Genomic DNA, 25,823 nt, shown 5'->3' with positions numbered 1-25,823 from the left:
TTTTTCAAATATTTAAAAACGATTCATTGAATTTTTATACGCAACTCTGTCTATTATTATTTGACTTTATTTAATCATATATATTATGCTAAAGGCGATTAAAAAACAGAGGAGAAAAAATATGCCTTTTTTAAATAACAAATTGTTTTTAAAACGTTGGATCCCCTTCATCCTTCTGGTTCTATTTTTACTGGGAAGTATCGTCTTTTTTCTCATTCTTTTTTTATTCCCAACTTCTGATATCCATGCAGTGGAGAAAAAGGAAGATTGGATTTTCTATGCCGAGGACAATCCCGAATCAACTTTTATTAGTCGTTATGTGAAACATTTACCTAGTGTGAAAGCCAATGATCGTTTTGTGATGAAGCGAAAAATGACCAATGATTATAAATACCCTACGATGTTGCTAATTGGCGACCACCAACACATGACCGTCTATCTCGATGATCAAGAAATTTACACCAACGAGGAGCCAAATGATCCATTGACTCTCAATCATCCAGGTAAAACACTGGCCTTTATTACCTTACCTGAGGATTACGTTGGTAAGACATTAAAAATATACGTAACTAGCCCTTTTGACACCTATTCCGGCTTTCCCGCCGAAGTCTTTTTTGGACCTGCAAATGCACTGATCGGCTATGTCTTCAGTTTGTCAATTTTAAATATCTATATCCTCTTATTTACAGGATTTATTTGTATCATCAACTTGTTTTATGTCATCGTTTCTTTTATCAATCAACGAAAGCTTAAATTGTCTTCTATCCTATTCAGTGGTTTTGCTTTAACTGCAGGTTTGGAAGCAGGCTTTAGCGATATGCTTGGTGGACTACTGTTTCCTCCAATCGTGAATTCTGCGATGTTAAATATTCTTTCTATCATTACGCCAATGTTTCTGATTGGGTTTTACTGTACAAACATGCACTTTGTTCGTAAGTATTACCAGAAATGGTTATATTTTCATTACTCCTTCGGTCTCTTTGCGATCCTTTTCGCTCTTTTTCAAACAAAAAGTTTACCCACTATCATGAATTACATGTTTTTACTGAATATCACCAGCACTTTTGTTACTTCTTTTGCGGCGATTTATGAAGCATTGAAAAAAAATCCATTTTTTGTCATTTGTGCACCTTGGATCGTCGTTGCGGCTATCGGTCATTGTTTCTTGTATATTCAGGATATTTTAGTTTTGCCACAATCTGATGTCAATTGGCGTTCGATCATCTTTTTCTTACTAATTATCATCTTTACTTGTTACGGCTTTCTTGAACTCTTTTTTTCCAGCGAAGGCAAAAATAAGCGAATCGATACGGCAGATATCAAACTACGTCTTTATGAGAAACAGCAAGCGAATACCCCAGAACAATCATTAAAAATGCAACAAATTTTGCAAGCCATCAAAAAAAGAACTCATACAGTCAAGGACATGTTGGAAGATCAACAATTGGCAGCGGCGTACGAAGGTCTTTGTGAGATCGAAGAACAGATCAAACAACAGCTAACACGTCCATCCTTTGAAAAAGAATCACTCACAACGATGCTGATTACTAATTATCAACACACAGCTACTCAAAAAAGAATCACCTTTGCCTGTGATGGCATCATAGAACCACTGGAACAATTGGAGGAAAATGATCGTCTATCCTTGATCGCTCATTGCCTAGAGTACGCCATCCGATACACTTGTGCGGTCACTGATCCTCAAAAGCGAAGACTCGCGTTGAGGGTGAATGACACGAACGGCCAGTTGCATATCGACTGCCAAATGCCGCTTCTCTCAAATGAAGAAGCAGAAAAACTACAGAACAATGAAACCAAACGACAGGTGATGCAGGCTGACATGCAAATGCTCGAACAACTTTGTTTAGCCTATCAAGGAAGTATCCGGATCGAAGAAACTGACGGGCTACACCTCTTGCATTTGACACTTAGGGCGAAGATAGATCCGCTGTCTTTCGACTGACCGTCTTGCTACATTAGTCTTAAAGGAGCGATTTTAAGAAAAAGCGAAAAAACTCTTGCTTTTTTCGCTTTTTCGCTTTAGCATGATAAAGAACAGCAACAAGCATTGGAATAGTAGTTTTATAATGGTCTTAGAGAGTCGATGGCAGCTGAAAAATCGACACCCACTGATAAAATGAACCTACCCAATGGCAATGACCGCAAAACGGTCGGTGGAAAGGCCTTATCCTTTACGAGTTGGATTATCCCGATAGATAATCAACAAAGGTGGTACCGCGAAATCCAAGCATTTCGTCCTTTTTTAGGACGAGATGCTTTTTTATTTTTTTAAGGAGGAAAAAGAATGACACAAAAAAATGATTTTACAGAATGGTATATTCAAACGATCCAAAAAGCCGAATTGATGGCTTACTCCCCAGTGAAAGGTTCCATTATTTTCCGTCCGGACGGCTTCGAACTTTGGGAGCACATCCAAGAAGAGTTCAATCGATTCTTGAAAAAAGAGGGCATTCGCAATGCGTACTTCCCAATGCTGATTCCGCAAAATTTCTTTATGAAAGAAGCCGATCATATTGAAGGGTTTGCGCCTGAATTGCCATGGGTCACAGAAGTCGGCAATGAAAAATTGGAAGAACCTTTGGCCTTGCGACCAACCTCAGAAACCATGATTGGCTCTGCCTTTTCTGATTGGATCAACTCCTACCGTGACCTGCCTTATGAAATCAATCAATGGGCAAACGTCTTTCGTTGGGAAAAGAAAACATTGCCTTTCTTGCGTACCTCAGAGTTTTTATGGCAAGAAGGTCATACCGCTCATGAAAATGAAGAAGATGCACGTCAACGCACCATGAAAGTCTTAGATGAATATGCCCGCCTTTGCGAAGAATTCCTAGCGATCCCTGTTTATCGCGGACAAAAAACCCCTTCTGAGCGTTTTGCTGGAGCAGTTGATACTTATTCAATCGAAGCGATGATGAAAGACGGTAAAGCAGTCCAAGCAGGAACCAGCCACTACATGGGGACAAAATTTGCTGAAGCATTTGATATTACGTATTTAACGAAAGAAAACAAGCATACCCATGCCCACACAACCTCTTGGGGTGTCTCTACCCGCTTGTTGGGTGCCTTGATCATGACCCATGGCGATGAAAATGGTTTAGTTTTCCCACCAACCATTGCACCAACCCAAGTTGTGTTGTTACCAGTCGGTCCTTGGAAAAAGAATCCAGCCATCTTAGAAAAATTAGAAGAACTGTATGCCAACTTTAAAGCCAAGGGCATTCGTGTTCGTTTGGATGATTCTGATAACTCACCTGGCTATAAGTTCAACGAATGGGAACTAAAAGGCGCTTGCTTGCGAATCGAATGTGGCCCAAGAGATTTAGAAGCTGGCAAAGTGATGGTCAAAGTCCGCGACCTGGCTGACAAGCAAACGGTGGCTCTTGAGGACTTAGAAGCCTTCGTTGATCAAGAACTGCAAGCAATGACCCCACGCTTATTGCAAGCGGCGAAGGAACGGAACAAAGAAAATGAGTACACCAACATCGATACATTAGATGAACTAAAAGCACATATCGAAACGTGCAAACAAGAAGAAAAAGTCACTGGCTTTGTCTTGATCGGTTGGGACGGCTCGGAAGAAACGGAAGCGAAAATCAAAGAAGAAACCGGCTTTACTACCCGGAACATTCCGTTTGAAGCACCAATTGAAAAAACAGTCGATATCGTCAGCGGCAAACCTGCCAAGCATACCGTTTGGATCGCCCGCGCATACTAATAGAAAAACGAAGCAGCCAGAATTGAAAAGGCTGCTTCGTTTTTTGATTAATAAATCAATGAAAGAAAATCTTCAGGCGTGATGTTGCCAAAATATTTTTTGACATCAATGTTGGCAATGACTTGTGCCAAATCTTCTTTCGCATAGCGAGTACCGATCAAGGCTTCTTCTACATCCGCAATGTCCCCTAAGCCGAAAAAGTCACCAAAGATTTTGGCATCCGTAATTTTTCCTTCTGCCACATTCAAACGAACTTCGATGGATCCGATTGGAAAGCGATGACGGCGTTCAATATCAAAGGCTGGAGATTTACCGTAATTCCAATCCCAGTTGCGATAATACTTATCGGAAATCTCATTGATCTTGACCCAATCTTCTTCTGTTAATTCATAAGTTTTGACTTCTTCAACGGAATCGACACCAAAAATCTTCAATAAGATTTCTTGACGGAACTCTTCAGTCGTCATGTCTTGCTTCTCTTTTGGCAAGAATGGTTTGATGTTGGTTACTCTTGAGCGGATCGATTTGATACCTTTTGATTCGATTTTGTCTTTGCGGACTTTCAATGCGTTGACCACTTCATTGATGTCACTGTCAAACATGATCGTGCCATGAGCAAACATCCGTCCATTCGTTGCGTACATCGCATTCCCAGAAAACTTCATGTCATTGATCACAAGGTCGTTGCGGCCTTTTAGTTGCGCTCCTTCAACCCCCATCTCATGCAAGGCTTGGACAATTGGTTTCGTCAGCTTTTCAAAATCTCTGAAAGAATTGCCATCGTCAGGCATAATAAAACTGAAATTCAAGTTTCCGAAATCATGATAGACTGCACCGCCGCCGCTGAAACGACGAACGACATGGATCCCATGTTCATCCACATATTCCTTATTGATCTCTTCGATCGTATTTTGATTGCGTCCAATGATAATCGATGGTTCATTAATGTAAAAAAGTAAGATTGGTTCATCCACTTTCATTTCTTGAAGAAGAAAAATCTCGATGGCTAAATTGATGCGTGGGTCATTCAGTTCGTTCGGTACAAAAAGCATACTATTCGTTCCTCCTAATTAGATGATTTCAATTATTTTTTGAACAGCCGCCAATTCAACGGGGATCCCATTGGCAGCTAGTGCAGCCTCTTCTCGTAACTGTTCTAAGTCACCATGTTGCGGCAAATGCGTCAACATTAATTTTTTTACCTGCGCTGCCTGGGCGATCTCGCCTGCTTCTTTTGACGTAAAATGAGCCTTGTGCCGCTCATTTCCTGCAAAAAGATAGGTATCTGCCAAAAACAGGTCAGCTCCTTGTGCAAACGGAACAAAAGATTCTAAGTAGCCAGAATCACCTGTAAAAACAAAAACCTTGCCTGTGCTTTTCTCAACAAATCGCATGGCATAGCAAGTGACTGGATGGATCGTTTTCATAAAGGTAATGGTAAACGGGCCCAATTCCAATGACTCCGTTTGGAGGTAATCAATTCCTTGAGTCACTCCAGGCATCGTCAGGCTTTCAAAATGAACTGTATCCTCACCATGGCCGTAGATCGGTAAAACCTGGCGTTCTTCGCTTCCAGGATATAATTGCCAATAGTATTGCAATACCCCTAAATCCGCAATATGATCGTGATGGTAATGCGTCAAAATCACTGCATCTAAGTCTAAGGGATCAAGGATTTTTTCTAGTTGGACCAAGGTGGTGCTTCCCGCATCAAGCAGCAAATGAAAGCCTTCTGACTCAACTAAATAGCCAGTAGTCCCTTCACCGTTATACGGATAGGCACCTAAACAACCTAAGACAGTTATTTTCACTTGTGTTTCCTCCTCTTTGGCTCAAGCTGATTTTCTACTTCTTTAATGCTATCACATCTCTGCTGATTTGACTAAAATCTGACCATTTTTTTTTCGAAAAGGATCAAGAAAATGAGAAAAAAACGACGTCTATTGATGAATCCTTTGAATGAGTGTTCTACTCTATCCTTAAGGAACCATTCCAATGGTACGTCGTCTTTTTTTTGCTTATCTGATCAGCGCTCGTTGTTCATTGATCAATTCTTCATAGAATGCTGCGTTCACCGCATACGCATAGGCGTTTGCCCACAACATCCCAATCATAAGCGCCAAGAAACCCAGAATAAACCAGCCAATCAATGATAATTGCAGCCAAATGTATTGGCCCAGATGTGGTCGCAAGAGAGCAAAGGCTACTTTGATAGACTGAAGAACCCCTAATTCCGGCTGATCATAGCGTAGATAGATTGCTAATTGGATCACACCAGTAACGACTTGCGACAAAAAGAAGAACAAGATGATGGAGAGAATCGTCCCAACCACAAAAGCGATCGAACCGTTAAACATCGATACATCAATAGAAATTCCCCGATTAAAATTGAATACCAAGCCCAAATATTGATTAAGGCCTGATAAGACAAATTGCGGCAAGAAAATCGCAAAACTCAAAAGATAATTTAAAAGCGCGCTCACTAAATTTAGTAGCAAAAACGGTACATACAGACGCTTATCAAAGACTAGAAAAATATCCGCCACTTTGATCCCTTTACCACGAACCAGATAGAGTGCCATAATACTCAATGCTACTGAAAAAGCAAAGAAGACAAAATTGTCCAAAATAAAATCAAGCCAATTTCCTGCGTTGTTTGTCCCTACGGAAGAGCCTAAACTACTGAACAGTGAATTGACGACCGCTTGTACAGCAACCGTTGCTAAAATACTTAAGACGAACGTTCCCCAGAATCCGCGTAAGGAGTTTTTAGCCGTCTCTCGAATCATTGTATTTGATCTCATAGACTCACCTTAATAACTGCGCAATGCTTTAACGGTTTTATCGTCTAAGCGGCGAACCACTTCCGTTACAAGCTTGACTGTATTGAAGTAGTCATCCTCATGAATGACAGAAGTATGAGAATGCAGGTAACGAACTGGCACAGTAATAGCGATCGAAGGAACCCCATCACGAGTCAAATGCATTTGACCAGCATCGGTTCCCCCACCAGTGATCACGGTATATTGGAAAGGAATTTCCATCTCTTCGGCGACATCGATCACAAAATTCAATAATTTCTTGTGAGGAATCATGGAAGCATCGAAAATCAAGACTTGTGGGCCTTTGCCTAACACAGAATCCGCTTCTTTTGGTGTCATTCCAGGTGTGTCCCCAGCGGTACCAGTATCTAGGGCGATAGCGATATCGGGATTCACTAAGTGAGTGCTTGTTCGTGCCCCTCTTAGGCCAACTTCTTCCATCACGTCACTGCCGGCAAACAAGCAGTTTGGATGTCCTTCGGCTGCCAAGGTTTCTAATACCCGTAGTGATACCGCTGTACCAATTCGATTGTCCCATGCTTTGGCTAGCAAAAATTTGCTGTCGTTCATCCGTTTGTATTGGATATAGGGGGTGATCATATCTCCAGGACGGATCCCCCAGCCTTTGGCTTCCTCTTCACTTGAAGCGCCGATATCGATGAACATATCTTTGATATCGTAAGGTTTGTTTCGAGTCTCTGGACTCAAGACATGGGGTGGTTTTGAGCCGACGACACCGTGGATCAATTTGCAATCATTGGTTTTGATCTCGACTTGCTGTGCCAGCATCACTTGCCCCCACCAGCCACCAAGGGTTTGAAATTCAATAAAGCCTTTTTCCGTAATTTTCGTTACCATAAAGCCGACTTCATCCATATGTCCCGAAATAAAAATTTTCGGACCGCCGCCATCACCAACATGTTTCGCAATGACACTTCCTAAACCATCAAAAAAGATATCTTCAGCAAAGTCTTTGGCATATTCTTTAAAGACTTCACGCACTTCCTCCTCATTCCCAGGAACCCCACGTGCAGTCGTTAGGTCTATTAAAAGCTGTTCTTCTTTTTTCTCCATCTTGCTTCCTCCTTTGTCTCATTGATTATGATTATACCATTCTCTTAATCTGGTGCCAGAGGGAAATACAAAAAGATTGGTTAAATGAAAAAAACGATCCTAGTTTCCTAGAATCGTTTTATCGTATAAATAGATCAAGTTTCAATAATCCGCAGACACAGCTTGACGGTAATCAAATAGGCAAATAGATAGACAACTGCTGCTACTCCTGCAAACAAATGCGCGACCCAATACCCGGGACTGTCGATGATCTGTGTGAAGGTATTGATAGCAAATACCGCATGCAAAATCGCTAATAAGGTGCCGGGCATAAAAATCCAAATGTTTTGCCAGTACACCAACTTGCGCACTTCGTTACGGGTGTATCCTAATTTTGTCAATAGTCGGTAATTGTGCTTTTCCCGCTCCGTGTTAGAAAATTGTCGAACGATCAAACTACTAGACGTGGTGATCAAAACGATCACCCCAACAAACAGCGATACGAACAAAATGATTCCTGCTTGTCGCCGCACCCCCCGCATTGTTGTAAAGCGATTGGCTAACGTTAGCCGATAAGCGGTCGTCTGACCACTATCATTGCTTGAATCCCGTGCGGTCTCTGGATAAAAGCGTACGTTTTTTTGGTCGTCGCTAAATTCATAGGTCAAAGGATGCGCCCACTCGATCGGCAATTCTTCATCTAACAACTGCGTTAGCGCTTCTGTTTGCACCTTTTCGGTTTGCAAATAAGCAATGCTATAGGTGAATCCCTCGATTTGTTGGTACGCATCATCTTGAATGACAAGGACATTTGGCAAAGAATAGCGCAAGGCATAATCTCCAAAGTAGTCCTGCTGTGCTTGAATAAGTTTAAACTCATGTTGACTGCCAACTTTGACTTCATCCCGATACGTGATAAATGAACGAGTCACGTCGTACTGACTATCAAAAAGTACCGCTTGCTTGTCTGTACTCAGTCGAATTTCAGGAGCATTTGGAACTAGTTTTCGTAGACGCTGATAATCAGAAAGTGCCACCAGATTCACCATCATATTTTCTACACTTTCATCTTGCAACTCTCCTAGGTAGCGAGTCTGCACCGTCATATTGGTCATTTTGTAAGGAATCGTTTGCTCCGCTGTAATTGGCATACCCGACTTTTCTAAAAGGGTACGCAAGGTCCCCGCCTGCTCTCCTGACACTTGAAAAGAGGTTGGGTAGATACGGTTCGTTGCTTGGTAATTTAATGAGATGACCCCCATTGTTCCCCCAATCAGTGAGATCGCGATCGCGGTAATGATCGTCAAAAGGGCATAGCTTTTCCACGTCCTTTGCAAGTATGCACGCACGTTATTGTAAGCAATCAATTTTGCCCCTTTAATGAGGTGTTTTTTGGGTTTGCTCAAAAAATACAACAGTGCCGGCAACGTACAATCAAAAAAGAGATAGGTTGCCGTTACACAGCAAAATAGAATCAGTAAAGGGATCCATAGAATCGCTGAAAAGTCTTGTGTATACGTGATATAGTTGGTCCAAGTTTCCCGCAGGGTTAATGACAGATAGTAGCCTACTCCAAGTAAAATCAGACCTAGAACCCCCATTAAGGAACGAAACGGAGTCATTTTCATTTTTTTGATCGGTAAGCGGTATTCGGTCTTGATCAATTCACTCATTGGGGTACGCCAAACAAAAAGGATCACTTGAATACTCAAAATGATCATCGCCGCGATAAAAACAAAGACCGTCGAAAAAATCGATTGTGGGGAATTAAAGAAATGACTGGTTAAATTTAGGCCCATTGCCCGAATCAAAATCATTGAAAAGAATTTCGAAAAAATAATTCCCATAAAAATACCGGTTACTAAAGAGAAAAAATTCAGTAGAAACGTTTCCCGCAGCAGCAACCAAGCAAGACGACCTTGTCGTAACCCCAAAAGCTGATAGACACTGATTTCCTTTTGTCGCTGGCTAAGAAAAAAATGATTGGCACTCAGCATAAAAAACAAGACAACAAATGCTACCACACTGCTGCCGAATCCTAATACCCCTTCGATCCGGATATCTTGCTGAACTCTTTGATTCAAGAGACGATCGTTCATCAAAGCATTAAATGAATAGAAAATCATCACGGCAGTCATCATACAGATAAAATACACCATATAATTGCGAAACTGCCGCAAAAAACTCCGCCAGCCGATTTTAAACAACATGGCGCGGACCGCCTCCAATCGTTGCCTGCATATCGATGATTTTTTCGAAAAATTCCTGACGACTGCCTTTTTTGACAACTTCTGCAAAGAAGACGCCATCGCGGATGAATAAAATCCGATTGCAGTAGCTGGCGGTGAAAGGATCATGAGTGACCATCAAGATCGTTGTTTTCTCTTGTTGATTGATTTGTGCCAAATACCGTAACAATTCTGTCGCCGCTTTTGAATCAAGGGCTCCGGTGGGTTCATCAGCAAAAAGGACCGCCGGACGACTGATGATTGCGCGAGCAGCAGCAACCCTTTGTTTTTGCCCTACAGACAATTCTTCTGGGTAACGATCCAATAAGTGTTCGATCCCTAACAAATTGGCCGTCTCCTCGATACGTACTTGGGTTTCCTTCACGGGCAAGCGATCAATGGCTAACGGAAGCAGGATATTGTCCCTGGCTGTCAATGTCTCTAAAAGATTAAAATCTTGAAAGATGAAGCCAATCTGCTGACGCCGAAAATCGCTGAGGGCTTTTTCCGACATTCGGGTAATGTCTTTGCCATCGATATAGATCGAGCCTAAGCTAGGTCGCATGATAGAAGACAACAGATTCATCAAGGTCGTTTTCCCAGCACCGCTTGGTCCCATAACCCCAACAAATTCTCCTTGATCCACTGCAAAAGAAAGGTTATCTAATACTTTGGTTTGATTGAAACGAGTGCCGTAACTTTTGGTCAGATGCTTCACATCAATCATATTTTTCACATAGAACCCTCCTTAAAAAAAATTCTCTCCTTATGGTAGCATACTTTTCATTGAATCGTTCTGCTTAAAAACAGAGAAAAAATAAATTTAAAAAAGTTTTTTATTCATTATGTGAAACATGGAACAACCAAATCCTTAATCTTATCAGTTTTCTCAGAAAACACCTCAATGAATATACACCATATATTGTGTATATCCAATTTACTATCCCTTATTAACCACTATATATAGTTGCTCATTTCTATAATATGTTTTATTATATTGAGGAAGATAAGGAGTGGTAGAAATGATGAACATTAAGAGAAATCCTGAGCAAGGGTTGGAAAGACAGTCCGCTTTGCGTCAGTTAAAAATCGTAAAACGTGATGGACGGCTTGTCGATTTTGATGATCAAAAAATTTACGATGCGTTAGTGAAAGCCCTAAGAAAAGTCAACGGCGAGCTTTCTCCCATCGACCACGAAAAAATCACCGAGATCGTTGACAGTGTCGATCACGAGATCGCGGAACGTTTTCGTACAAATGTAAAAATCTATGAGATTCAAAATATCGTCGAGCATATCTTATTAGCAAAAAACGAGTATGCCTTGGCTGAAGAATATATCAACTATCGGACCCATCGTGATTTCGAGCGCAGCAAAGCAACAGACATCAACTTTACGATCAACAAATTGATGAATAAAGATCAATCGGTCGTCAATGAAAATGCCAATAAAGATAGCAATGTGTTCAACACACAACGTGATTTGACCGCCGGGATCGTAGGAAAATCGATCGGTTTGAAAATGCTGCCTCCTCACGTGGCAAATGCCCATCAAAAAGGCGACATTCATTACCATGACTTGGATTATCATCCTTACACACCAATGACCAACTGCTGTCTGATCGATTTTAAAGGCATGCTAAATAATGGGTTTAAAATTGGGAACGCCGAAGTGGAGTCGCCAAAATCGATCCAAACGGCCACCGCTCAAATCTCACAAATCATTGCAAACGTAGCATCGAGTCAATATGGCGGCTGTTCTGCTGATCGAACAGATGAATTATTGGCTCCTTTTGCTGAGTTGAATTATCAAAAGCATCTAAAAGATGCCGAAGAATGGATCGAGACACCCGAACGTCGGGAAGCGTACGCGAAGAGCAAAACCCGCAAAGATATCTATGATGCAATGCAAAGTCTAGAATACGAAATCAATACGTTATTCACCTCGAACGGACAAACGCCGTTTACTTCCCTTGGCTTTGGTTTAGGAACCAACTGGTTCGAACGGGAAATTCAACGAGCGATTCTCCAAATCCGCATCAACGGGTTAGGCAGTGAAAAGCGCACCGCTATTTTCCCAAAATTGATTTTTAGTATTCGCCGCGGGGTCAACTTGGCCCCTACCGATCCAAATTACGATATCAAAGAACTGGCATTAGAATGTGCCACTAAACGGATGTACCCGGATATTTTGAATTATGATAAATTGGTTGAATTGACCGGTAGCTTTAAAGTGCCGATGGGCTGTCGTTCTTTCTTGCAAGGCTGGAAAAACGAACGTGGTGAAGAAATCAATGTCGGTCGGATGAATCTAGGTGTCGTGACATTGAATATTCCACGGATCGCCTTAGAAGCAAATGGCGATCAAGAAAAATTCTGGTCGCTGCTGGAGGACCGTCTGCAAATCGTTAAAGATGCCCTTGTCTATCGCGTAGAACGCTGTAAAGAAGCGAGTCCCGCCAATGCGCCGATCCTTTATATGTATGGGGCTTTCGGTGAACGTTTGGATCGCAAAGACAATGTCAACGAATTATTCAAAAATAAACGGGCCACTGTTTCACTTGGCTACATTGGTTTATACGAAGCTGCTTCTGCTTTTTATGGCGGAACTTGGGAACAAGACCCAGAAGCAAAAGCCTTTACGATGGCGATCGTGAAAGAATTGAAAGCTCATGCGGATGCCTGGGGCGATGAATACGGTTATCATTTCAGCGTGTACTCTACGCCAAGTGAAAGCCTGACTGATCGTTTCTGTCGCTTAGATACCGAAAAATTCGGTGAAGTTGAAAACATTACCGACAAAGAATATTATACGAACAGCTTCCACTATGATGTGCGGAAAAATCCGACACCATTTGAGAAACTTGATTTTGAAAAGGACTATCCAAAATACTGTTCTGGTGGCTTTATTCATTACTGTGAATATCCAGTCTTGCAGCAAAATCCAAAAGCGTTAGAAGCGGTTTGGGATTACGCATACGATCGGGTCGCTTATCTTGGAACAAATACCCCTATCGATCACTGTTACGAGTGCGGATATGAAGGAGACTTTAATCCAACCGAACGAGGCTTTGAATGTCCACAATGTGGCAATCACGATCCAAAAAGTTGTGATGTTGTCAAAAGAACCTGTGGGTATCTTGGAAATCCTCAAGCTCGTCCAATGGTCAACGGTCGTCACAAAGAAATCTCTGCTCGGGTCAAACATTTGCAAGAATAATCATAAAAGGAGTGTTAGATTTCCTCTACACTCCTTTTATCGAAGACCAACCCCTGTAATTCACAATAGAAAGAAGTTTTCTTATGAGAAATCCTAAGCCCCAAGAATGGAAAGCAAACGAGTACAGTCAAAATTATATTGCTGATTACAAAGCCTTCAACTTTGTGGATGGTGAAGGCATTCGAAATAGTTTGTATGTGAGCGGCTGTCTGTTTGCTTGTGAAGGCTGTTTCAACAAAGCCGTCCAAAACTTTCGCTATGGGACACCTTTTACGCAAGAACTAGAGGATCGAATCATTGAAGATCTGCGACATGAGTATGTTCAAGGACTGACGCTCCTAGGCGGCGAACCTTTCTTAAACACGACAGTCTGTCTGAAAGTCGTTGATCGCGTTCGTGCTGAGTTCGGGCACAGCAAAGATATTTGGAGCTGGTCCGGCTACACCTATGAAGAATTGCTTTTGGAAACACCTGATAAACTGGAACTCTTATCCAAAATCGATATTTTGGTGGACGGCCGCTTTGAACTCAGTAAGCGAAACCTAAACTTGCAATTTCGTGGCAGCAGCAATCAACGAATCATTGATCTTGCTGCATCCCGCGAACAAGGAAAAGCGGTTATCTGGGCAAAGTGCAAAGATGCGGAAGCAAGCTACGAACAAATCAAAAAACAAATTTAACGATCAAAACACCGTGCATCTTTCAAAAAAGATACTGCACGGTGTTTTTTATTGCTATATTCAGCCAGTAAAGCTACTTTTTAAAGGTACTTACTCGCTTCACGAACCGTCAAAGGCGCCAGACTTGTTTGATAGCGCAGGAGAAAATCTTGAACCCACTGAGGATTTGTCTTGGCATAATCTCGCAAGGTCCAGCCAATGGCTTTGTTGATAAAAAATTCAGAACTACCCAAATTGTTGACAAGGATCTCTTCTAGCAATGGTTGATCCATCTGTTCTTTTTGCAACAGTTGGTGGAGAATCGCCACGCGCCGTAGCCAAAGATTATTGTCAAGACTCCAACGAAGCATCTCAACCTTTAACGCTGGCAATCGGCGAACAAGTTTTCTGACGACCTCACTCAGTGCGTCCACGCTGTCCCACCAAGCTTTCGTTATGACCAACTGTTCAATTTTTGCTAGATCAACGGCTATTAAAAAGGGCTCCATCACCACTAAATAATCAATCCCAAAGTACTGGTGTTCTCGATAGTTACTTTGCCAACAATGATCGATAAAATCCCAATCGACCGTTTTCGTTTGTTTTGCTGCTTTAAAGGCTGTTTTTTCTTGCTGGCGGCGCAACGGCGCAGGAATGCCCAGAAAATCAAACTGATGCCGCATGTAGGCGGCCATTTTTTCACTTCGCTCCTGATCAGCCAACCCAACCATCGTGTCATATACTTGATAGAGTGTCATTTTGCTCCTCCTCTTTTACCTACTGCTCGTCAGATAGTTGCCATAAGGGCAGTACGATATTTTCATAGGTCAGTGGATCAAGATTTGTGACGGTGATCCCCAAAAGACGGATGCCTTTTTCCAAACCTAAAATTTCTTCCCAGATCAGACTTGCTTCGGAAAATAGCTGTTCTTTTTTATGAACATAGGTTGGCAAGGTCACTCGCTTGGTGATCGTAGAGTAATCACTGTAACGGACTTTTAACACGACTGTTTTGCCATGTTTTTGTGTGCGCTTCAGTGATCTTTCGACTTCTTCTGCGATAGCCCGTAATTGGCTCAAAACTTGTTCTTCACTAGTTAATGGATTGCCGTATGTATGCTCTTTTCCAACTGATTTTCGTTCTCTGGTCACACTGACTGGTGAATCATGGATTCCTCTAACTTTCCGATACAAGGAATACCCCATTTTGCCAAATTCGCGGATCAACGCCATCTCACTCCAAGCGTATAGATCGGCTCCTGTAAAAATGCCTAACTCATGCATTCTGGGGACAGTTTTCTTCCCGATCCCATGAAATTTATCGATGGGTAGTTGGTGTAAAAAGGCTACTGCCTCATCCGGCATCACCACCGTTAATCCTCGTGGTTTATGATAATCGGAAGATAGTTTTGCCAAGAATTTGTTGTAACTGACACCCGCCGAACAGGTCAAATGAGTCTCTTGCCAGATATCTCGTTGAATCAAACGAGCGATCTTAATTGCTGAAGGACAGTTGATTTTGTTAACTGTCACATCTAGATACGCTTCATCGATAGAAACTGGTTCGATGATGTCGGTGTATCGGTGAAAAATTTCTCTGACTTGCTGGGACACTTCACGATACTTCTGATGATTCCCCGGTTTAAAAATCGCTTGCGGACAAAGCTCGTAGGCTTTTTGCGCACTCATTGCCGAATGGATACCATATTGTCGCGCCAAATAATTCGCTGTCGTGACCACTCCTCGTCCGCCAGTATCGCTTGGGTGACGGGCAATCACGAGGGGATGCTTGGCCAACTCAGGATCATCCCGTTCTTCCACCGAAGCAAAAAAAGCATCCATATCAATATGAATAATTTTGCGGCTCGTATCATTTTTTAAGGGAAATTGCAGTTCCGACATCGTTGCTCACCTCACTTCTCATTATAAACGAACAGAGGTTCCCTATCAAGCAAGGAATCAAGCGAAGCACGCAAAAAGGACCAATTTTCATTGGTCCTTCCCTCTACGTTTACTGCTTTTGCTGCAAAGTTCATAGTCTAAGAATTTCTGTTATAAGGCGGCTTCCCCTCGTTCATTGGTGCGAATCCGAATCGCTTCTTCCAACGGGTAGACGAATATTTTGCCATCACCGACTTCATCTGTTCGACAGATCGATAAAATCAACTCAATCACATCGTTAACTTTTTCATCTGCTAAAACGAAACGGACATTTACTTTTGGTAAAAGAGTCGTGATCACTTCTTGGCCACGAATAAACTCTTTTAGGCCTTTTTGATTGCCACATCCGAGAACTTGACTGACCGTCATCCCGCTGATCAGATCCGATTGATCCAATGCGGCTTTTAGCTCCTCTAATTTTTCTTGGCGAATAATCGCTTCAACTTTTTTCATGACTGCTCCTCCACTCTTAAGAATCTAACCCCATAAAGGTAGGATAGGCCGTTTCATCATGTTCGATCCGATCCATCCCCACCGCTTCTTCTTGCTGAGAGACCCGAATCGGTATCACCCATTTGATCAAGATGATAATGACAAAGGATAGGATACCGGCAAACAAAATCGTGAACACGATACTTTCGGCCTGTGCGATAAAAAGATCAATACCGCCATAAAGCAATCCTGAATGTCCACCAACAGCTGGATCAGCAAAAATCCCGGTCATCAAACCGCCAAAGATTCCGCCTACCCCATGGCACCCAAAGGCATCCAAAGCATCATCTAAGCCTAATCGATGTTTGATGACAGAAATAAAGAAGTAACAAAATGGACTGACTAAAGCGCCAATGATAAAGGAAGACCAAAGGGAGACAAACCCCGCCCCTGGAGTAATGGCAACTAAGCCCACCACTGCTCCGGTACAAGCACCGACGATCGTCGGTTTGCCCACGACGAGTTTTTCAATCAACATCCAAGACAGCATCGCACTGGCTGCTGCCGTATTCGTGGTCATCAAGGCGTGGATCGCTAGGCCATCAGCTGCTAGAGCAGAGCCGGCATTAAAGCCAAACCAACCGAACCATAGCAATCCCGCTCCTAGAACAACAAAGGGAATATTATGAGGTCGATATTCCGTTTGATGAAATTCTCGTCGTTTGCCGACAACGATCGCTAAGACTAACCCACTGATTCCTGAGCTGATATGAACGACATTGCCTCCTGCAAAGTCGATCGAGCCGATCGCATCTAAGAAGCCGCCGCCCCACACCATATGCGCCATTGGAAAATACACGAAAACCAGCCAGAAGCCAATAAATAGGAAAATAGCAGAGAACCGCATTCTTCCAACAACTGATCCAGTGATGATCGCCGTTGTGATCAAAGCAAACATCATTTGAAAGGCAGCAAATAACCCTTCAGGAATTCCCTCTCCTTCTGACATCGAAACATGATTGAAAAAGACTTTGTCTAAATTGCCAATAAATGATCCTGTCCCGCTAAAGGATAATGTATACCCTAGAGCGACCCAGAGGACGGACGCCAAGCCCATCGTACAAATCACCATCATCATGGTATTGAGGATGTTTTTGCGTCGTTCCAATCCTCCATAAAAAAATGCCAATGCTGGAGTCATTAGAAAAACCATACCGCTACAAATTAAAATAAATGCAATATTCCCTGTATCCATTTTACACGCCTCCCTTTCTATATGTTAGATATCCTAACACCATATTTTCGAATAATCTAGATTTTTCTGAGAAAAACATGAATTTTCTGAAAATAGCTGACTTTATATGTTAGATAATATCACATAAGCAGGCGTGTGATACAAAAAAAATACCGAGAGAAGTCTCGGTATGATTACTCTTCTATTTGGTGATACGCTTGATAGACAAGCTGTTTCTTTACTTGATTACGCTTAGCCACTTCTTTGATCGCTTCTTTTGAGGACAATTCGGCCTCTTGCATCAAGGCAGCCACTTGTTCTGCGTAACTTCCTTCATAAACAATTTCTTGTATTTCAGAAGACCCTTCCACCAACAGACAACATTCTCCTTTGATTAGCTGCTGCTCTAAATAGTCGATCAATTCAGAAAAGGTTCCTCGCAAGTATTCTTCATGGATTTTCGTCAATTCACGGCAGATGACTGCCTGCCGTTCACCAAATACCTCCCGCATCGTTTCAATCGTCGCAGCGATTCGATAGGGTGATTCATAGAAAATCATCGTTGCTTTCTGGGTCGCTAATTCACTCAAGGCTTGTTTTTGTTCTTTTTTCTTACGAGGTAAAAAGCCATAAAAGAGGTTTGGTTGCGGTGATAAGCCAGAAGCGATCAGAGCGGTCAAACCAGCCGTAGGTCCTGGAAGCGCAATCACCGCAATTCCTTCGACCAAGCACGCCTTGACTAATTCATGCCCCGGATCACTGATGGAGGGCATACCAGCATCGCTGCATTGGGCAATGGTCTTGCCCATCTGCAGCTGTTCTACCAACTGCGGAACTCGCTCTTTATAATTGTGTTCATGTAAGCTTTTTTGCGGTGTTGTGATCTCAAAATGATTCAACAATTTCTGAGTATTACGAGTATCTTCACTTGCGATCAGGTCCGCTTCTTTTAAAATTTTGACACACCGGACCGTCATATCTTCCAAGTTCCCGATCGGTGTCGGAACAAGATACAGTTTTCCAGTATCTTGTTTATAACTTTGTTGCTTTTGCATGTACTGCTCCTTTCGAAAAAAAGACCAGTGGAAACTGATCTTTTTCTAACGAACCTATTAGACTGTCAGTCAGTTATTTGCCGCTTTCACGATAGATCACTTCTAGACAAAATGCACAAGGTTCGTCATGTTCTCTGCGAGAACCGTATAAGTCATAACAAACATGAAATCCTTCTTCGTAAATCTTTTCTAAATTCATCCGTGATTTAGAAAGTTCCTGCTTGACCGATTCAGCAGGTGCATCTGCCACTTGGTTCAACTCACGAATGTGTTCACGTAAGCGTTGATTTTCCAATTCTAATGTCGTATTTTTTTCGACGATTTCTTGCAAAGACTGCTTCATTTCTGCTAGATTATTTAAGGAATTTTGCAACTCCGATTCTAACTGATTCAATCCGTCATATATTGATCGTTTGTCCATGCTCATTATGGTCACCTACTTATTTTGTCACTAGCTCTTCATAATCATATTCGATTGGTGTTTGCCGATCATGCAAACGAACTTTGATCACCCGGCTTAACAGATCCAGCCCAACGACACGTCCTTTGCCATCTGGCGTTTCAACTTCCTTGCCGCGATCCGGCAATTCTTTTTTTGCCCGCTCATACTCTTCACTCTCGTACTTAAGACAACACATCAAGCGACCGCATAATCCTGAGATTTTCGTAGGATTCAAAGAAAGTCCTTGATCTTTAGCCATCTTAATGGATACGGGAATAAAATCTCCTAGAAACGTCGCACAGCACAGTTTTCGCCCGCAAGGACCCACTCCCCCTAGTGCTTTGGCTTCATCTCTGACGCCGATTTGGCGCAGTTCGATCCGGGTATGAAATTCACTTGCCAAGTCTTTGACTAATTCACGAAAATCAACACGGCTTTCTGCGGTAAACGAGAAAATCAGCTTTGTTCGCTCGAAGGTATAAGCTACTCGAATCAGTTTCATCGGCAGCTGGTGCGCCCGGATTTTTTCTTTTCCGATTTTTAAGGCTTTATCTGCCGCTTGTTGATTGGCTGCCGCTTGTTCCAAATCTTTCTTCGTCGCCCGACGTAGAATCGGTTTGACTATCTGAGGCAGATCGCTTTCGTCCATTTTTCTGCTTTTGGTAACCACCGTAGCAAGACATTTGGCATCTTGTGATTCCACGATGACTTGGTCATTTATGGTATAGGTCTGTTTTTTCGGTGCGTAAAAATAAATCTGGCCTACGTCATGGTAACGCACTCCGACAACTTCGATCATCTCTGGTCTCCTTTTCCGGCTGCTGCATATTATCCATAGATGATTTTCACGGAAAATTGTTCTGCCACACCTTGAAAAGACACATTGGCTTGCAGCTTTTTTTGTGCTTGCAATGCGGCTTCAATGGCACGATTGATCTCTTTTCCCCATAAACCTTGCGCCAACAATCGATCCCGCTCCTCTTGAAAGTAAAATAACAAGAGCAAAAAGATTTCTGATTGCTGATTTTTTTCTTTTGCTAGACCCAATAATTTTTTCTGAACAAAAATAAATGCTTGCGGGTCTTTCTTCAAAAGGTAATTCACCCAACGCTTAACAGCATCCTTAGTTTCATTAAACCATTCATCTTGCGAGATTTCAACTGCTTTATGATAACTATTGGTCAAGTGGCTTAGAAGTCGGCTTGTCTCTTTAGAAAGTCCCTCTTCTTGTAACTTTTCTTGCAGTTTTTCTTTTGACAAAGGAGAGAAATGAATGATCTGACAGCGAGACTGGATGGTTGGCAAAATACGACCAAGGCTCTCCGTTTCTAAGATTGCCAAAAAGTTTCCCACCGGTTCTTCCAAAAACTTTAATAAACTGTTGGCAGCGCTGTTGTTCATTTTATCTGCTTGAGACAAAATAAAAACCTTTAAACGGCTCTCAAAACCGCTTTTTGAGAATTCTTCTTGTAGTTGCCGAATCTGATCAACTTTGATCATCTGTCCATCTGGTTCTATTTGGATAACGTCCGGATGCTCTCCTTGAGCAATCCGCACACAGTTACTGCATTTCCCGCAAGGTGCTTCTTCTTGCACGTCGGTACAAAAAAGGCGTTTTGCGAGCCATAGACTTAACTCATGCTTGCCAGTCCCCTTGTCCCCTTCAAAAAGATAAGCATGAGCAATGCGCCCATGCTTGATACTTTTTTTTAGTTGGGCAAAAACAAGAGGCTGATATTCTTGTAGAAATAACTCCTCCATGAAATGCTCCTTTTTTAATATTGATGGAATCCGTCAACTGGCAGTACGAATACGGTGGCGCCACCAACTTCGACTTCGACTGGATAAGGAACTTGACCATCTAAGGATATATCTAGAGACATCGGTGTCGAGACATACTGCTTTCTTGATTGACAGGTTTTTTTGATCAATTCTAACGCATCTTGCACACGATCATCTTCAATACCAATGATAAAGGTACTATTACCAGCCTTTAAAAACCCACCCGTTGATGACAATTTTGTTGCACGGATATTGGCATCAATAAACTCATTTGCCAAACGATTACTGTCTTTGTCTTGTACGATTGCCATAATTAATTTCATGGGACCATCTCCTTTGTGTTATCCAGCCTACCTTAGATTGATTTGAAGTAAGCAGGATACGATTCAACGATTGCTGAATAGCTGGATTCAACAACTTCTTGTAACCCCATTCTAGCATCAATCTTATGAATGCGTACAGGATTTTCTTCCGCCAGCTTTAGATACGCATGACGGACGCGTTGATGAAACTCCAATCCTTCCGAATCAAGACGGTCATATTGATGGGCACGGTTTTCCTGAATGCGTCGCAAACCAGTATCTGAGTCGACATCTAGGTACAACGTAAAATCAGGGGTCGTTCCCTCCGTCGCAAACTCGTTGATCCGGGCGATTTCAGGAATCCCGATCCGCCGGCCAGCTCCTTGATAAGCCAACGAACTGTCGACAAAACGGTCACAGATCACGATGTGCCCGGCATTCAATGCCGGCAGGACAACCTCAATCAAGTGTTGTCGACGAGCTGCTGCGTAAAGCAAGGCTTCTGTCCGCTCATCCATTTCCTCATTTCGAGGATCTAATATAATTTTACGTATCTTTTCAGCAATCTTGACTCCGCCAGGTTCTCTTGTCTTGACGATTTTTCTTGTTGCTTCGAGCTGTAATCGAGGATACAACTCTTCGATCACACTGGTCTTACCAGCGCCATCAGGTCCTTCGATGGTTATAAATAATCCATTCACCCTAATTGCCTCCAATATCTATTATAATTCTCGGCGACCTTCTACTGCTTTAAGCAAGGTCACTTCATCCGCGTACTCAATATCGCTGCCCACAGATAACCCATGAGCCAAACGCGTGACTTTAATACCAGCAGGCTTAATCAAACGCGACATATACATCGCCGTTGCTTCACCTTCCGTGGTCGCATTGGTCGCAATTATCACTTCTTTGACCTGATCATCGTGCAGCCGCTGTATTAGCGATGCAATGTTGATATCTTCTGGTCCGGTTCCCTCCATTGGGGATAGCACACCGTGAAGCACATGATAAAGTCCATGATACTCGCGGACTTTTTCTAACGCCATCACATCTTTAGGCTCTTCCACCACTAAAATCGTTTCTTTGTCTCTTGTGGGATCACTGCAGATCTCACAAGGATCTTCTTCCGTTATATTTCCACAGATACTACAAAAGTGCAAATCTCGTTTGACACTAAGCAGTGATTTGGCAAACTCATTCACGACTTCTTCTTTCATATCAATCGTATAAAACGCCAAACGTGTTGCGGTTTTTTGGCCGATTCCCGGCAGTTTCATGTAACTGTCGATCAATCGGGCGATCGGTTCAGGATATTGCACCGTCATTTCTCCTTTTATAGACCCGGAATGTTTCGTGTATATTTGCCCATTGTTTGTTCCGATTCTTTTTCAATTTTCTTTAAACCATCGTTTACTGCTAGGATGATCATATCTTGCAGCATTTCCACGTCGTCTGCATCAACGATCGCTTCATTGATAGCAATGTCTTGTAACGTCTTATCGCCAGTAAAGGTCGCTTTGACATAGCCATTTGTCGATTCGCCGATAAATTGTTTGCTGTTCAGCGCTTCTTGTTCTTTCATCATTTCTTTTTGCATTTTTTGCATTTGTTTCATCATGCCTTGCATATTTCCCATGCCTCGCATCATTATCCATCACTCCATTTTCATTAATTTTCTTCAATGCTGGTTAATTCACCAAATAACTCTTGCGCTTTGGTTACTAAGTCATCATTTTCAGGTTCGACAGAGACCACTTCGGTATCCTCTTGTTCTACTTCAATTTCCGACTCTTCCGTTGCTTGACCGCCAGCCAAAAACTCTTGTCTTAGCGCCGGCCAACTTTCTTTTGTAATAAAGACAGCCTGCGGCGCGTAGTCTTTGATCATACGGGACAATTGATTATGGATCATCAATTGAAACTCTTGGTCGTTACTTGCTCGTTGGCATAAGATCTCATAGTCAAAAGCGATCACGACGCCCGATTCGCTGGCAGCTTTTGCTTCACTGGAGTGGAGCATCGCTCTTTGCGTCACGGAAAGAGACATCAAAAGATCGTCCCAGACATTACGAACATTTGCCAAGTCTTTCTTCGTGGCACTTTTCAGTACTTGGAACACGCGTTCCTTTGGTAAACGGAACGTAGTGGTCGCCTTGGTTTTCTTCACTGGCGCGTTGGTCTCAGCAACAACACCCGCTGGTCGATTCTCTTGCAGTCGTTGTACCTCTGCTTGAAGCTTTTGCAGTGCTTGCCGCAACTGCGCCACTTCTTGACTATTGTCAGCTGAATTGCTAGCAACAGCAGCACTTTCTGGATCATTGGCTAATTTGACCACAGCCACTTCCAAATAAATCGTAGGATTGTTGGTAAATCGTACTTCATTTTGCGTATCGTTTAAGACCGTGATCCAGTGATAGATCTTTGCTGGCGGGGTATTTTTTGCCAGTGTTTGAAACGCTTCCGTCAACTGCAGCGACTTTTCAGATAGCAGCTGCGGCGCTTGTTGATACATCAGCAAGTCTCGACAATAAACCAACAAGTTTTCCAATAAGCGGCGGGCTTCTTTACCAGAGGCTAATAACTCCCGCAAGGTCGCTAACGCATCGGCAACTTCTTTTTCCCCACAAGCCTGCATCAGACGGTCCATCATTTCATAGGACAAGCTGCCCGTCACTTCTAGAGCATCTTGGGTCGTTACGGTTCCATCACTAAAAGCGATCGCCTGGTCGGTAATACTCAAGGCATCCCGCATCCCGCCTTCTGCGGCTCGCGCAATGATCTGTAAAGCTTCTGCTTCGTAATTGATCTCACTAGTAGTAAGGACCGTTTCCAAATGACCCACGATGTCTTGCGTATTGATCCGTTTGAAATCAAAGCGTTGGGTACGAGAAATGATCGTTGCTGGAATCTTATGGGGCTCTGTTGTTGCCAAAATAAAGACAACATTTTTCCTTGGTTCTTCCAATGTTTTTAGTAACGCGTTGAAGGCCCCTGTCGACAGCATGTGCACTTCATCGATGATATAAACTTTGTATTCAGCTTGGGTCGGTGCATAGTTCGCACGATCACGAATAAAGCGAATTTCTTCTACACCGTTGTTGCTTGCCGCATCGATTTCGATCACGTCTTCTTGCGTCCCTGCTGTGATTGAGCGACACATGTCGCACTCATTGCAAGGCTCACCGTTGACCTGGTTTGGACAATTGATGGCTTTGGCAAAAATTTTCGCTGCACTTGTTTTCCCGGTTCCTCGAGGACCCGTAAACAAATAGGCATGCGAGATCTGGTTTTGATCGATTGCATTTTTTAAGGTTTGGGTAATTGCTTTTTGTCCGACAACATCATCAAAACGCTGAGAACGCCAAACACGATATAATGCTTGATAGGCCATAGTTTTCCACACTCATTTCAAAATTCGCTACCTTCTATTATACGTAATATCAGCTAAAAAAACCACCGTTTGCGTGGTGGAATCTCAAAAGAAATGGAAATTTAATTCGAAGAGCCATTCCGCGCGCTTTCACTCACTATATCCTTTTGTTCCTCCCTATTTTCAAGAAAAAAGACCATTCCTCTTCTCCAACTTTAGACTGATAACGTATATCTCTCCTCCTATGGTATAATGAATCTATGTTCATCTATTGTGATGAAAACAATTTAAAGGAGGACTGAAAATGGGTATTATCAAAGCGGCAACAAGCACAATTGGCGGCGGATTAGCAGATCAATGGCTAGAGGTGATCGAGCCTGACAATATGAGTGATTCGACAGTAATGACAAAAGGTGTCAAAGTGCGGCGTAATGACAAACGCGGTGCCAACAGAAAAGGCACGGAAGATGTCATCACTGATGGCTCAGTGATCCATGTCTATCCGAATATGATGATGTTATTGGTTGATGGCGGGCGAATCATCGATTATACCGCCGAAGAAGGCTACTATACAGTGAAAAACGAATTAGCGCCTTCGATGTTGAATGGTTCATTGAAAGATGCGATTTCTGAAACCTTCGACCGCTTTAAGTTTGGTGGCGTTACACCGCAAAAACAACAAGTTTTTTATATCAATCTACAAGAAATCAAAGGAATTCGCTTCGGTACTTCATCGCCTTTGAATTATTTTGACAACTTTTATAACGCAGAACTTTTCTTGCGGGCGCACGGAAACTATTCCTTACGAATTACCGATCCAATTTTGTTCTATACGAATGCGATCCCTAAAAACAAAAGTCAAGTCGATATTAACGACATCAATGAGCAGTACTTAGCTGAATTCTTGACCGCCCTACAAACAGCGATCAACAAAATGTCAGCAGATGGCGAACGAATTTCTTACGTTCCATCTAAGAGCATGGAATTAAGCAAATATATGGGAACGGTTCTTGATGACAGCTGGCGAGAACTCCGAGGAATGGAAATCGTTTCGGTTGCTGTCGCAAGCATCTCTTATACGGATGATTCCGTAAAACTGATCAACATGCGGAACCAAGGGGCAATGTTAGGCGACCCTTCGATTCGTGAAGGCTATGTTCAAGGTTCGGTTGCTCGTGGTATGGAATCTGCCGGTAGCAATGCCGCTGGGGCTACCACTGGGTTTGTTGGCATGGGCATGGGAATGAACGCTGGTGGCGGTTATTTGAACCAAGCGTCACAAAACAACCAGCAGCAAATGCAGCAACAGGCTTCCGCACAACCCAACGCAGATCATTGGGACTGTCCACAATGTGGCACCTCTAATACTGGTAAATTCTGCAGCAATTGCGGGACGCCAAAACCAACGAGCGATGGACCAAGCCTAAAAATGAAATGCAGCGATTGTGGTGAAGTGATCGATTTAGCCAACGGCATTCCAAAATTCTGTCCGAATTGCGGCAAACCTTTCAAAGGTGTCCCAGTAGACTAATTGAGGAGGATTGCTG

24 protein-coding genes and 1 other annotated feature are annotated in these 25,823 nt (G+C 42.7%); of the genes, 5 read left to right on the top strand and 19 right to left on the bottom strand.

The window, feature by feature from the left end:
- The first annotated feature begins 121 nt into the window (after positions 1 to 121).
- Both ENLAB_RS15400 and proS read left to right on the top strand, forming a co-directional pair.
- Positions 122 to 1,963: a hypothetical protein gene (locus tag ENLAB_RS15400; RefSeq protein ID WP_244351899.1), complete on the top strand. Its 1,842-nt coding sequence runs from the start codon at positions 122 to 124 to the stop codon at positions 1,961 to 1,963.
- Between the two features lie 96 nt (positions 1,964 to 2,059).
- Positions 2,060 to 2,264, top strand: a binding site (T-box leader).
- A gap of 41 nt (positions 2,265 to 2,305) precedes the next feature.
- Positions 2,306 to 3,739, top strand: a complete 1,434-nt coding sequence (proS, locus tag ENLAB_RS15395) for a proline--tRNA ligase (protein ID WP_086292643.1) — start codon at positions 2,306 to 2,308, stop codon at positions 3,737 to 3,739.
- Between the two features lie 47 nt (positions 3,740 to 3,786).
- Here the strand turns inward: proS and lplA are convergent, their stop codons facing one another.
- From lplA to ENLAB_RS15365, 6 genes are all read right to left on the bottom strand, one after another.
- Positions 3,787 to 4,791 (bottom strand): lipoate--protein ligase, encoded by a 1,005-nt coding sequence (lplA, locus tag ENLAB_RS15390; RefSeq protein ID WP_077452469.1) that lies wholly within the window; start codon positions 4,789 to 4,791, stop codon positions 3,787 to 3,789.
- An 18-nt stretch (positions 4,792 to 4,809) separates the two neighbouring features.
- Positions 4,810 to 5,550 carry an MBL fold metallo-hydrolase gene (locus tag ENLAB_RS15385; RefSeq protein WP_195265758.1) on the bottom strand — a complete coding sequence of 247 codons (741 nt, stop codon included), beginning with the start codon at positions 5,548 to 5,550 and terminating at the stop codon, positions 4,810 to 4,812.
- A gap of 207 nt (positions 5,551 to 5,757) precedes the next feature.
- Positions 5,758 to 6,543 carry a DUF975 family protein gene (locus ENLAB_RS15380; RefSeq protein WP_228078945.1) on the bottom strand — a complete coding sequence of 262 codons (786 nt, stop codon included), beginning with the start codon at positions 6,541 to 6,543 and terminating at the stop codon, positions 5,758 to 5,760.
- Positions 6,544 to 6,552: 9 nt separating this feature from the next.
- The gene (locus ENLAB_RS15375; protein ID WP_244351897.1) at positions 6,553 to 7,635 is read right to left on the bottom strand and encodes a M42 family metallopeptidase; all 1,083 of its coding nucleotides are present in this window, start codon (positions 7,633 to 7,635) and stop codon (positions 6,553 to 6,555) included.
- Positions 7,636 to 7,769: 134 nt separating this feature from the next.
- Positions 7,770 to 9,824 carry an FtsX-like permease family protein gene (locus ENLAB_RS15370; RefSeq protein WP_244351895.1) on the bottom strand — a complete coding sequence of 685 codons (2,055 nt, stop codon included), beginning with the start codon at positions 9,822 to 9,824 and terminating at the stop codon, positions 7,770 to 7,772.
- A complete protein-coding gene (locus tag ENLAB_RS15365; protein WP_005236606.1) occupies positions 9,814 to 10,578 on the bottom strand; it encodes an ABC transporter ATP-binding protein in 765 nt (254 codons plus the stop codon). The genes ENLAB_RS15370 and ENLAB_RS15365 overlap by 11 nt, the downstream gene beginning before the upstream one ends.
- 286 nt (positions 10,579 to 10,864) lie before the next feature.
- Here ENLAB_RS15365 and nrdD point away from each other — a divergent pair, with 286 nt between their 5' ends.
- Together nrdD and nrdG are read left to right on the top strand one after the other, a co-directional pair.
- Positions 10,865 to 13,060 (top strand): anaerobic ribonucleoside-triphosphate reductase, encoded by a 2,196-nt coding sequence (gene nrdD, locus ENLAB_RS15360; protein ID WP_077452475.1) that lies wholly within the window; start codon positions 10,865 to 10,867, stop codon positions 13,058 to 13,060.
- Positions 13,061 to 13,143: 83 nt separating this feature from the next.
- Positions 13,144 to 13,740 (top strand): anaerobic ribonucleoside-triphosphate reductase activating protein, encoded by a 597-nt coding sequence (gene nrdG / locus ENLAB_RS15355; RefSeq protein WP_140965525.1) that lies wholly within the window; start codon positions 13,144 to 13,146, stop codon positions 13,738 to 13,740.
- Between the two features lie 80 nt (positions 13,741 to 13,820).
- Here nrdG and ENLAB_RS15350 read toward each other — a convergent pair whose 3' ends face one another.
- The 13 genes from ENLAB_RS15350 to dnaX form a co-directional block, all read right to left on the bottom strand.
- Entirely contained in the window at positions 13,821 to 14,477 is a 657-nt protein-coding gene (locus tag ENLAB_RS15350) for a DNA alkylation repair protein (RefSeq protein ID WP_244351893.1), read from the bottom strand.
- Between the two features lie 19 nt (positions 14,478 to 14,496).
- On the bottom strand, positions 14,497 to 15,621 hold the full coding sequence (gene dinB, locus ENLAB_RS15345) for a DNA polymerase IV (protein ID WP_086292651.1): 1,125 nt from the start codon (positions 15,619 to 15,621) through the stop codon (positions 14,497 to 14,499).
- Between the two features lie 150 nt (positions 15,622 to 15,771).
- A complete protein-coding gene (locus ENLAB_RS15340; protein ID WP_086292653.1) occupies positions 15,772 to 16,113 on the bottom strand; it encodes a P-II family nitrogen regulator in 342 nt (113 codons plus the stop codon).
- A gap of 16 nt (positions 16,114 to 16,129) precedes the next feature.
- Positions 16,130 to 17,347, bottom strand: coding sequence for an ammonium transporter (locus ENLAB_RS15335; RefSeq protein ID WP_244351891.1), 1,218 nt, complete (start codon positions 17,345 to 17,347; stop codon positions 16,130 to 16,132).
- Positions 17,348 to 17,520: 173 nt separating this feature from the next.
- Positions 17,521 to 18,381, bottom strand: coding sequence for a 16S rRNA (cytidine(1402)-2'-O)-methyltransferase (gene rsmI, locus ENLAB_RS15330; RefSeq protein ID WP_216682707.1), 861 nt, complete (start codon positions 18,379 to 18,381; stop codon positions 17,521 to 17,523).
- Between the two features lie 73 nt (positions 18,382 to 18,454).
- Complete coding sequence (locus ENLAB_RS15325; protein WP_077452675.1) at positions 18,455 to 18,802, bottom strand: DNA replication initiation control protein YabA; 348 nt, start codon at positions 18,800 to 18,802, stop codon at positions 18,455 to 18,457.
- 19 nt (positions 18,803 to 18,821) lie between these two features.
- The gene (locus tag ENLAB_RS15320; RefSeq protein ID WP_244351890.1) at positions 18,822 to 19,622 is read right to left on the bottom strand and encodes a PSP1 domain-containing protein; all 801 of its coding nucleotides are present in this window, start codon (positions 19,620 to 19,622) and stop codon (positions 18,822 to 18,824) included.
- Positions 19,623 to 19,651: 29 nt separating this feature from the next.
- Positions 19,652 to 20,584: a DNA polymerase III subunit delta' gene (gene holB / locus ENLAB_RS15315; RefSeq protein ID WP_244351888.1), complete on the bottom strand. Its 933-nt coding sequence runs from the start codon at positions 20,582 to 20,584 to the stop codon at positions 19,652 to 19,654.
- Positions 20,585 to 20,598: 14 nt separating this feature from the next.
- Positions 20,599 to 20,928, bottom strand: coding sequence for a cyclic di-AMP receptor DarA (gene darA / locus ENLAB_RS15310; protein WP_005229817.1), 330 nt, complete (start codon positions 20,926 to 20,928; stop codon positions 20,599 to 20,601).
- Between the two features lie 32 nt (positions 20,929 to 20,960).
- Positions 20,961 to 21,608: a dTMP kinase gene (tmk, locus tag ENLAB_RS15305; protein ID WP_005229815.1), complete on the bottom strand. Its 648-nt coding sequence runs from the start codon at positions 21,606 to 21,608 to the stop codon at positions 20,961 to 20,963.
- 21 nt (positions 21,609 to 21,629) lie between these two features.
- Positions 21,630 to 22,226, bottom strand: coding sequence for a recombination mediator RecR (gene recR, locus ENLAB_RS15300; RefSeq protein ID WP_005229813.1), 597 nt, complete (start codon positions 22,224 to 22,226; stop codon positions 21,630 to 21,632).
- A 14-nt stretch (positions 22,227 to 22,240) separates the two neighbouring features.
- On the bottom strand, positions 22,241 to 22,555 hold the full coding sequence (locus tag ENLAB_RS15295; protein WP_081118470.1) for a YbaB/EbfC family nucleoid-associated protein: 315 nt from the start codon (positions 22,553 to 22,555) through the stop codon (positions 22,241 to 22,243).
- 20 nt (positions 22,556 to 22,575) lie between these two features.
- A complete protein-coding gene (dnaX, locus tag ENLAB_RS15290) occupies positions 22,576 to 24,297 on the bottom strand; it encodes a DNA polymerase III subunit gamma/tau (protein WP_244351887.1) in 1,722 nt (573 codons plus the stop codon).
- A 283-nt stretch (positions 24,298 to 24,580) separates the two neighbouring features.
- Between dnaX and ENLAB_RS15285 the strand changes: the two genes are divergently transcribed.
- Positions 24,581 to 25,807, top strand: a complete 1,227-nt coding sequence (locus tag ENLAB_RS15285; RefSeq protein WP_244351885.1) for an SPFH domain-containing protein — start codon at positions 24,581 to 24,583, stop codon at positions 25,805 to 25,807.
- Positions 25,808 to 25,823: the final 16 nt, after the last annotated feature.

It is taken from the genome of Enterococcus innesii, from assembly GCF_022846515.1.
GTDB lineage: Bacteria > Bacillota > Bacilli > Lactobacillales > Enterococcaceae > Enterococcus_D > Enterococcus_D innesii.
Note: the sequence above shows the minus strand (reverse complement) of the source record. Positions and strands in the feature narration are given on the sequence as shown.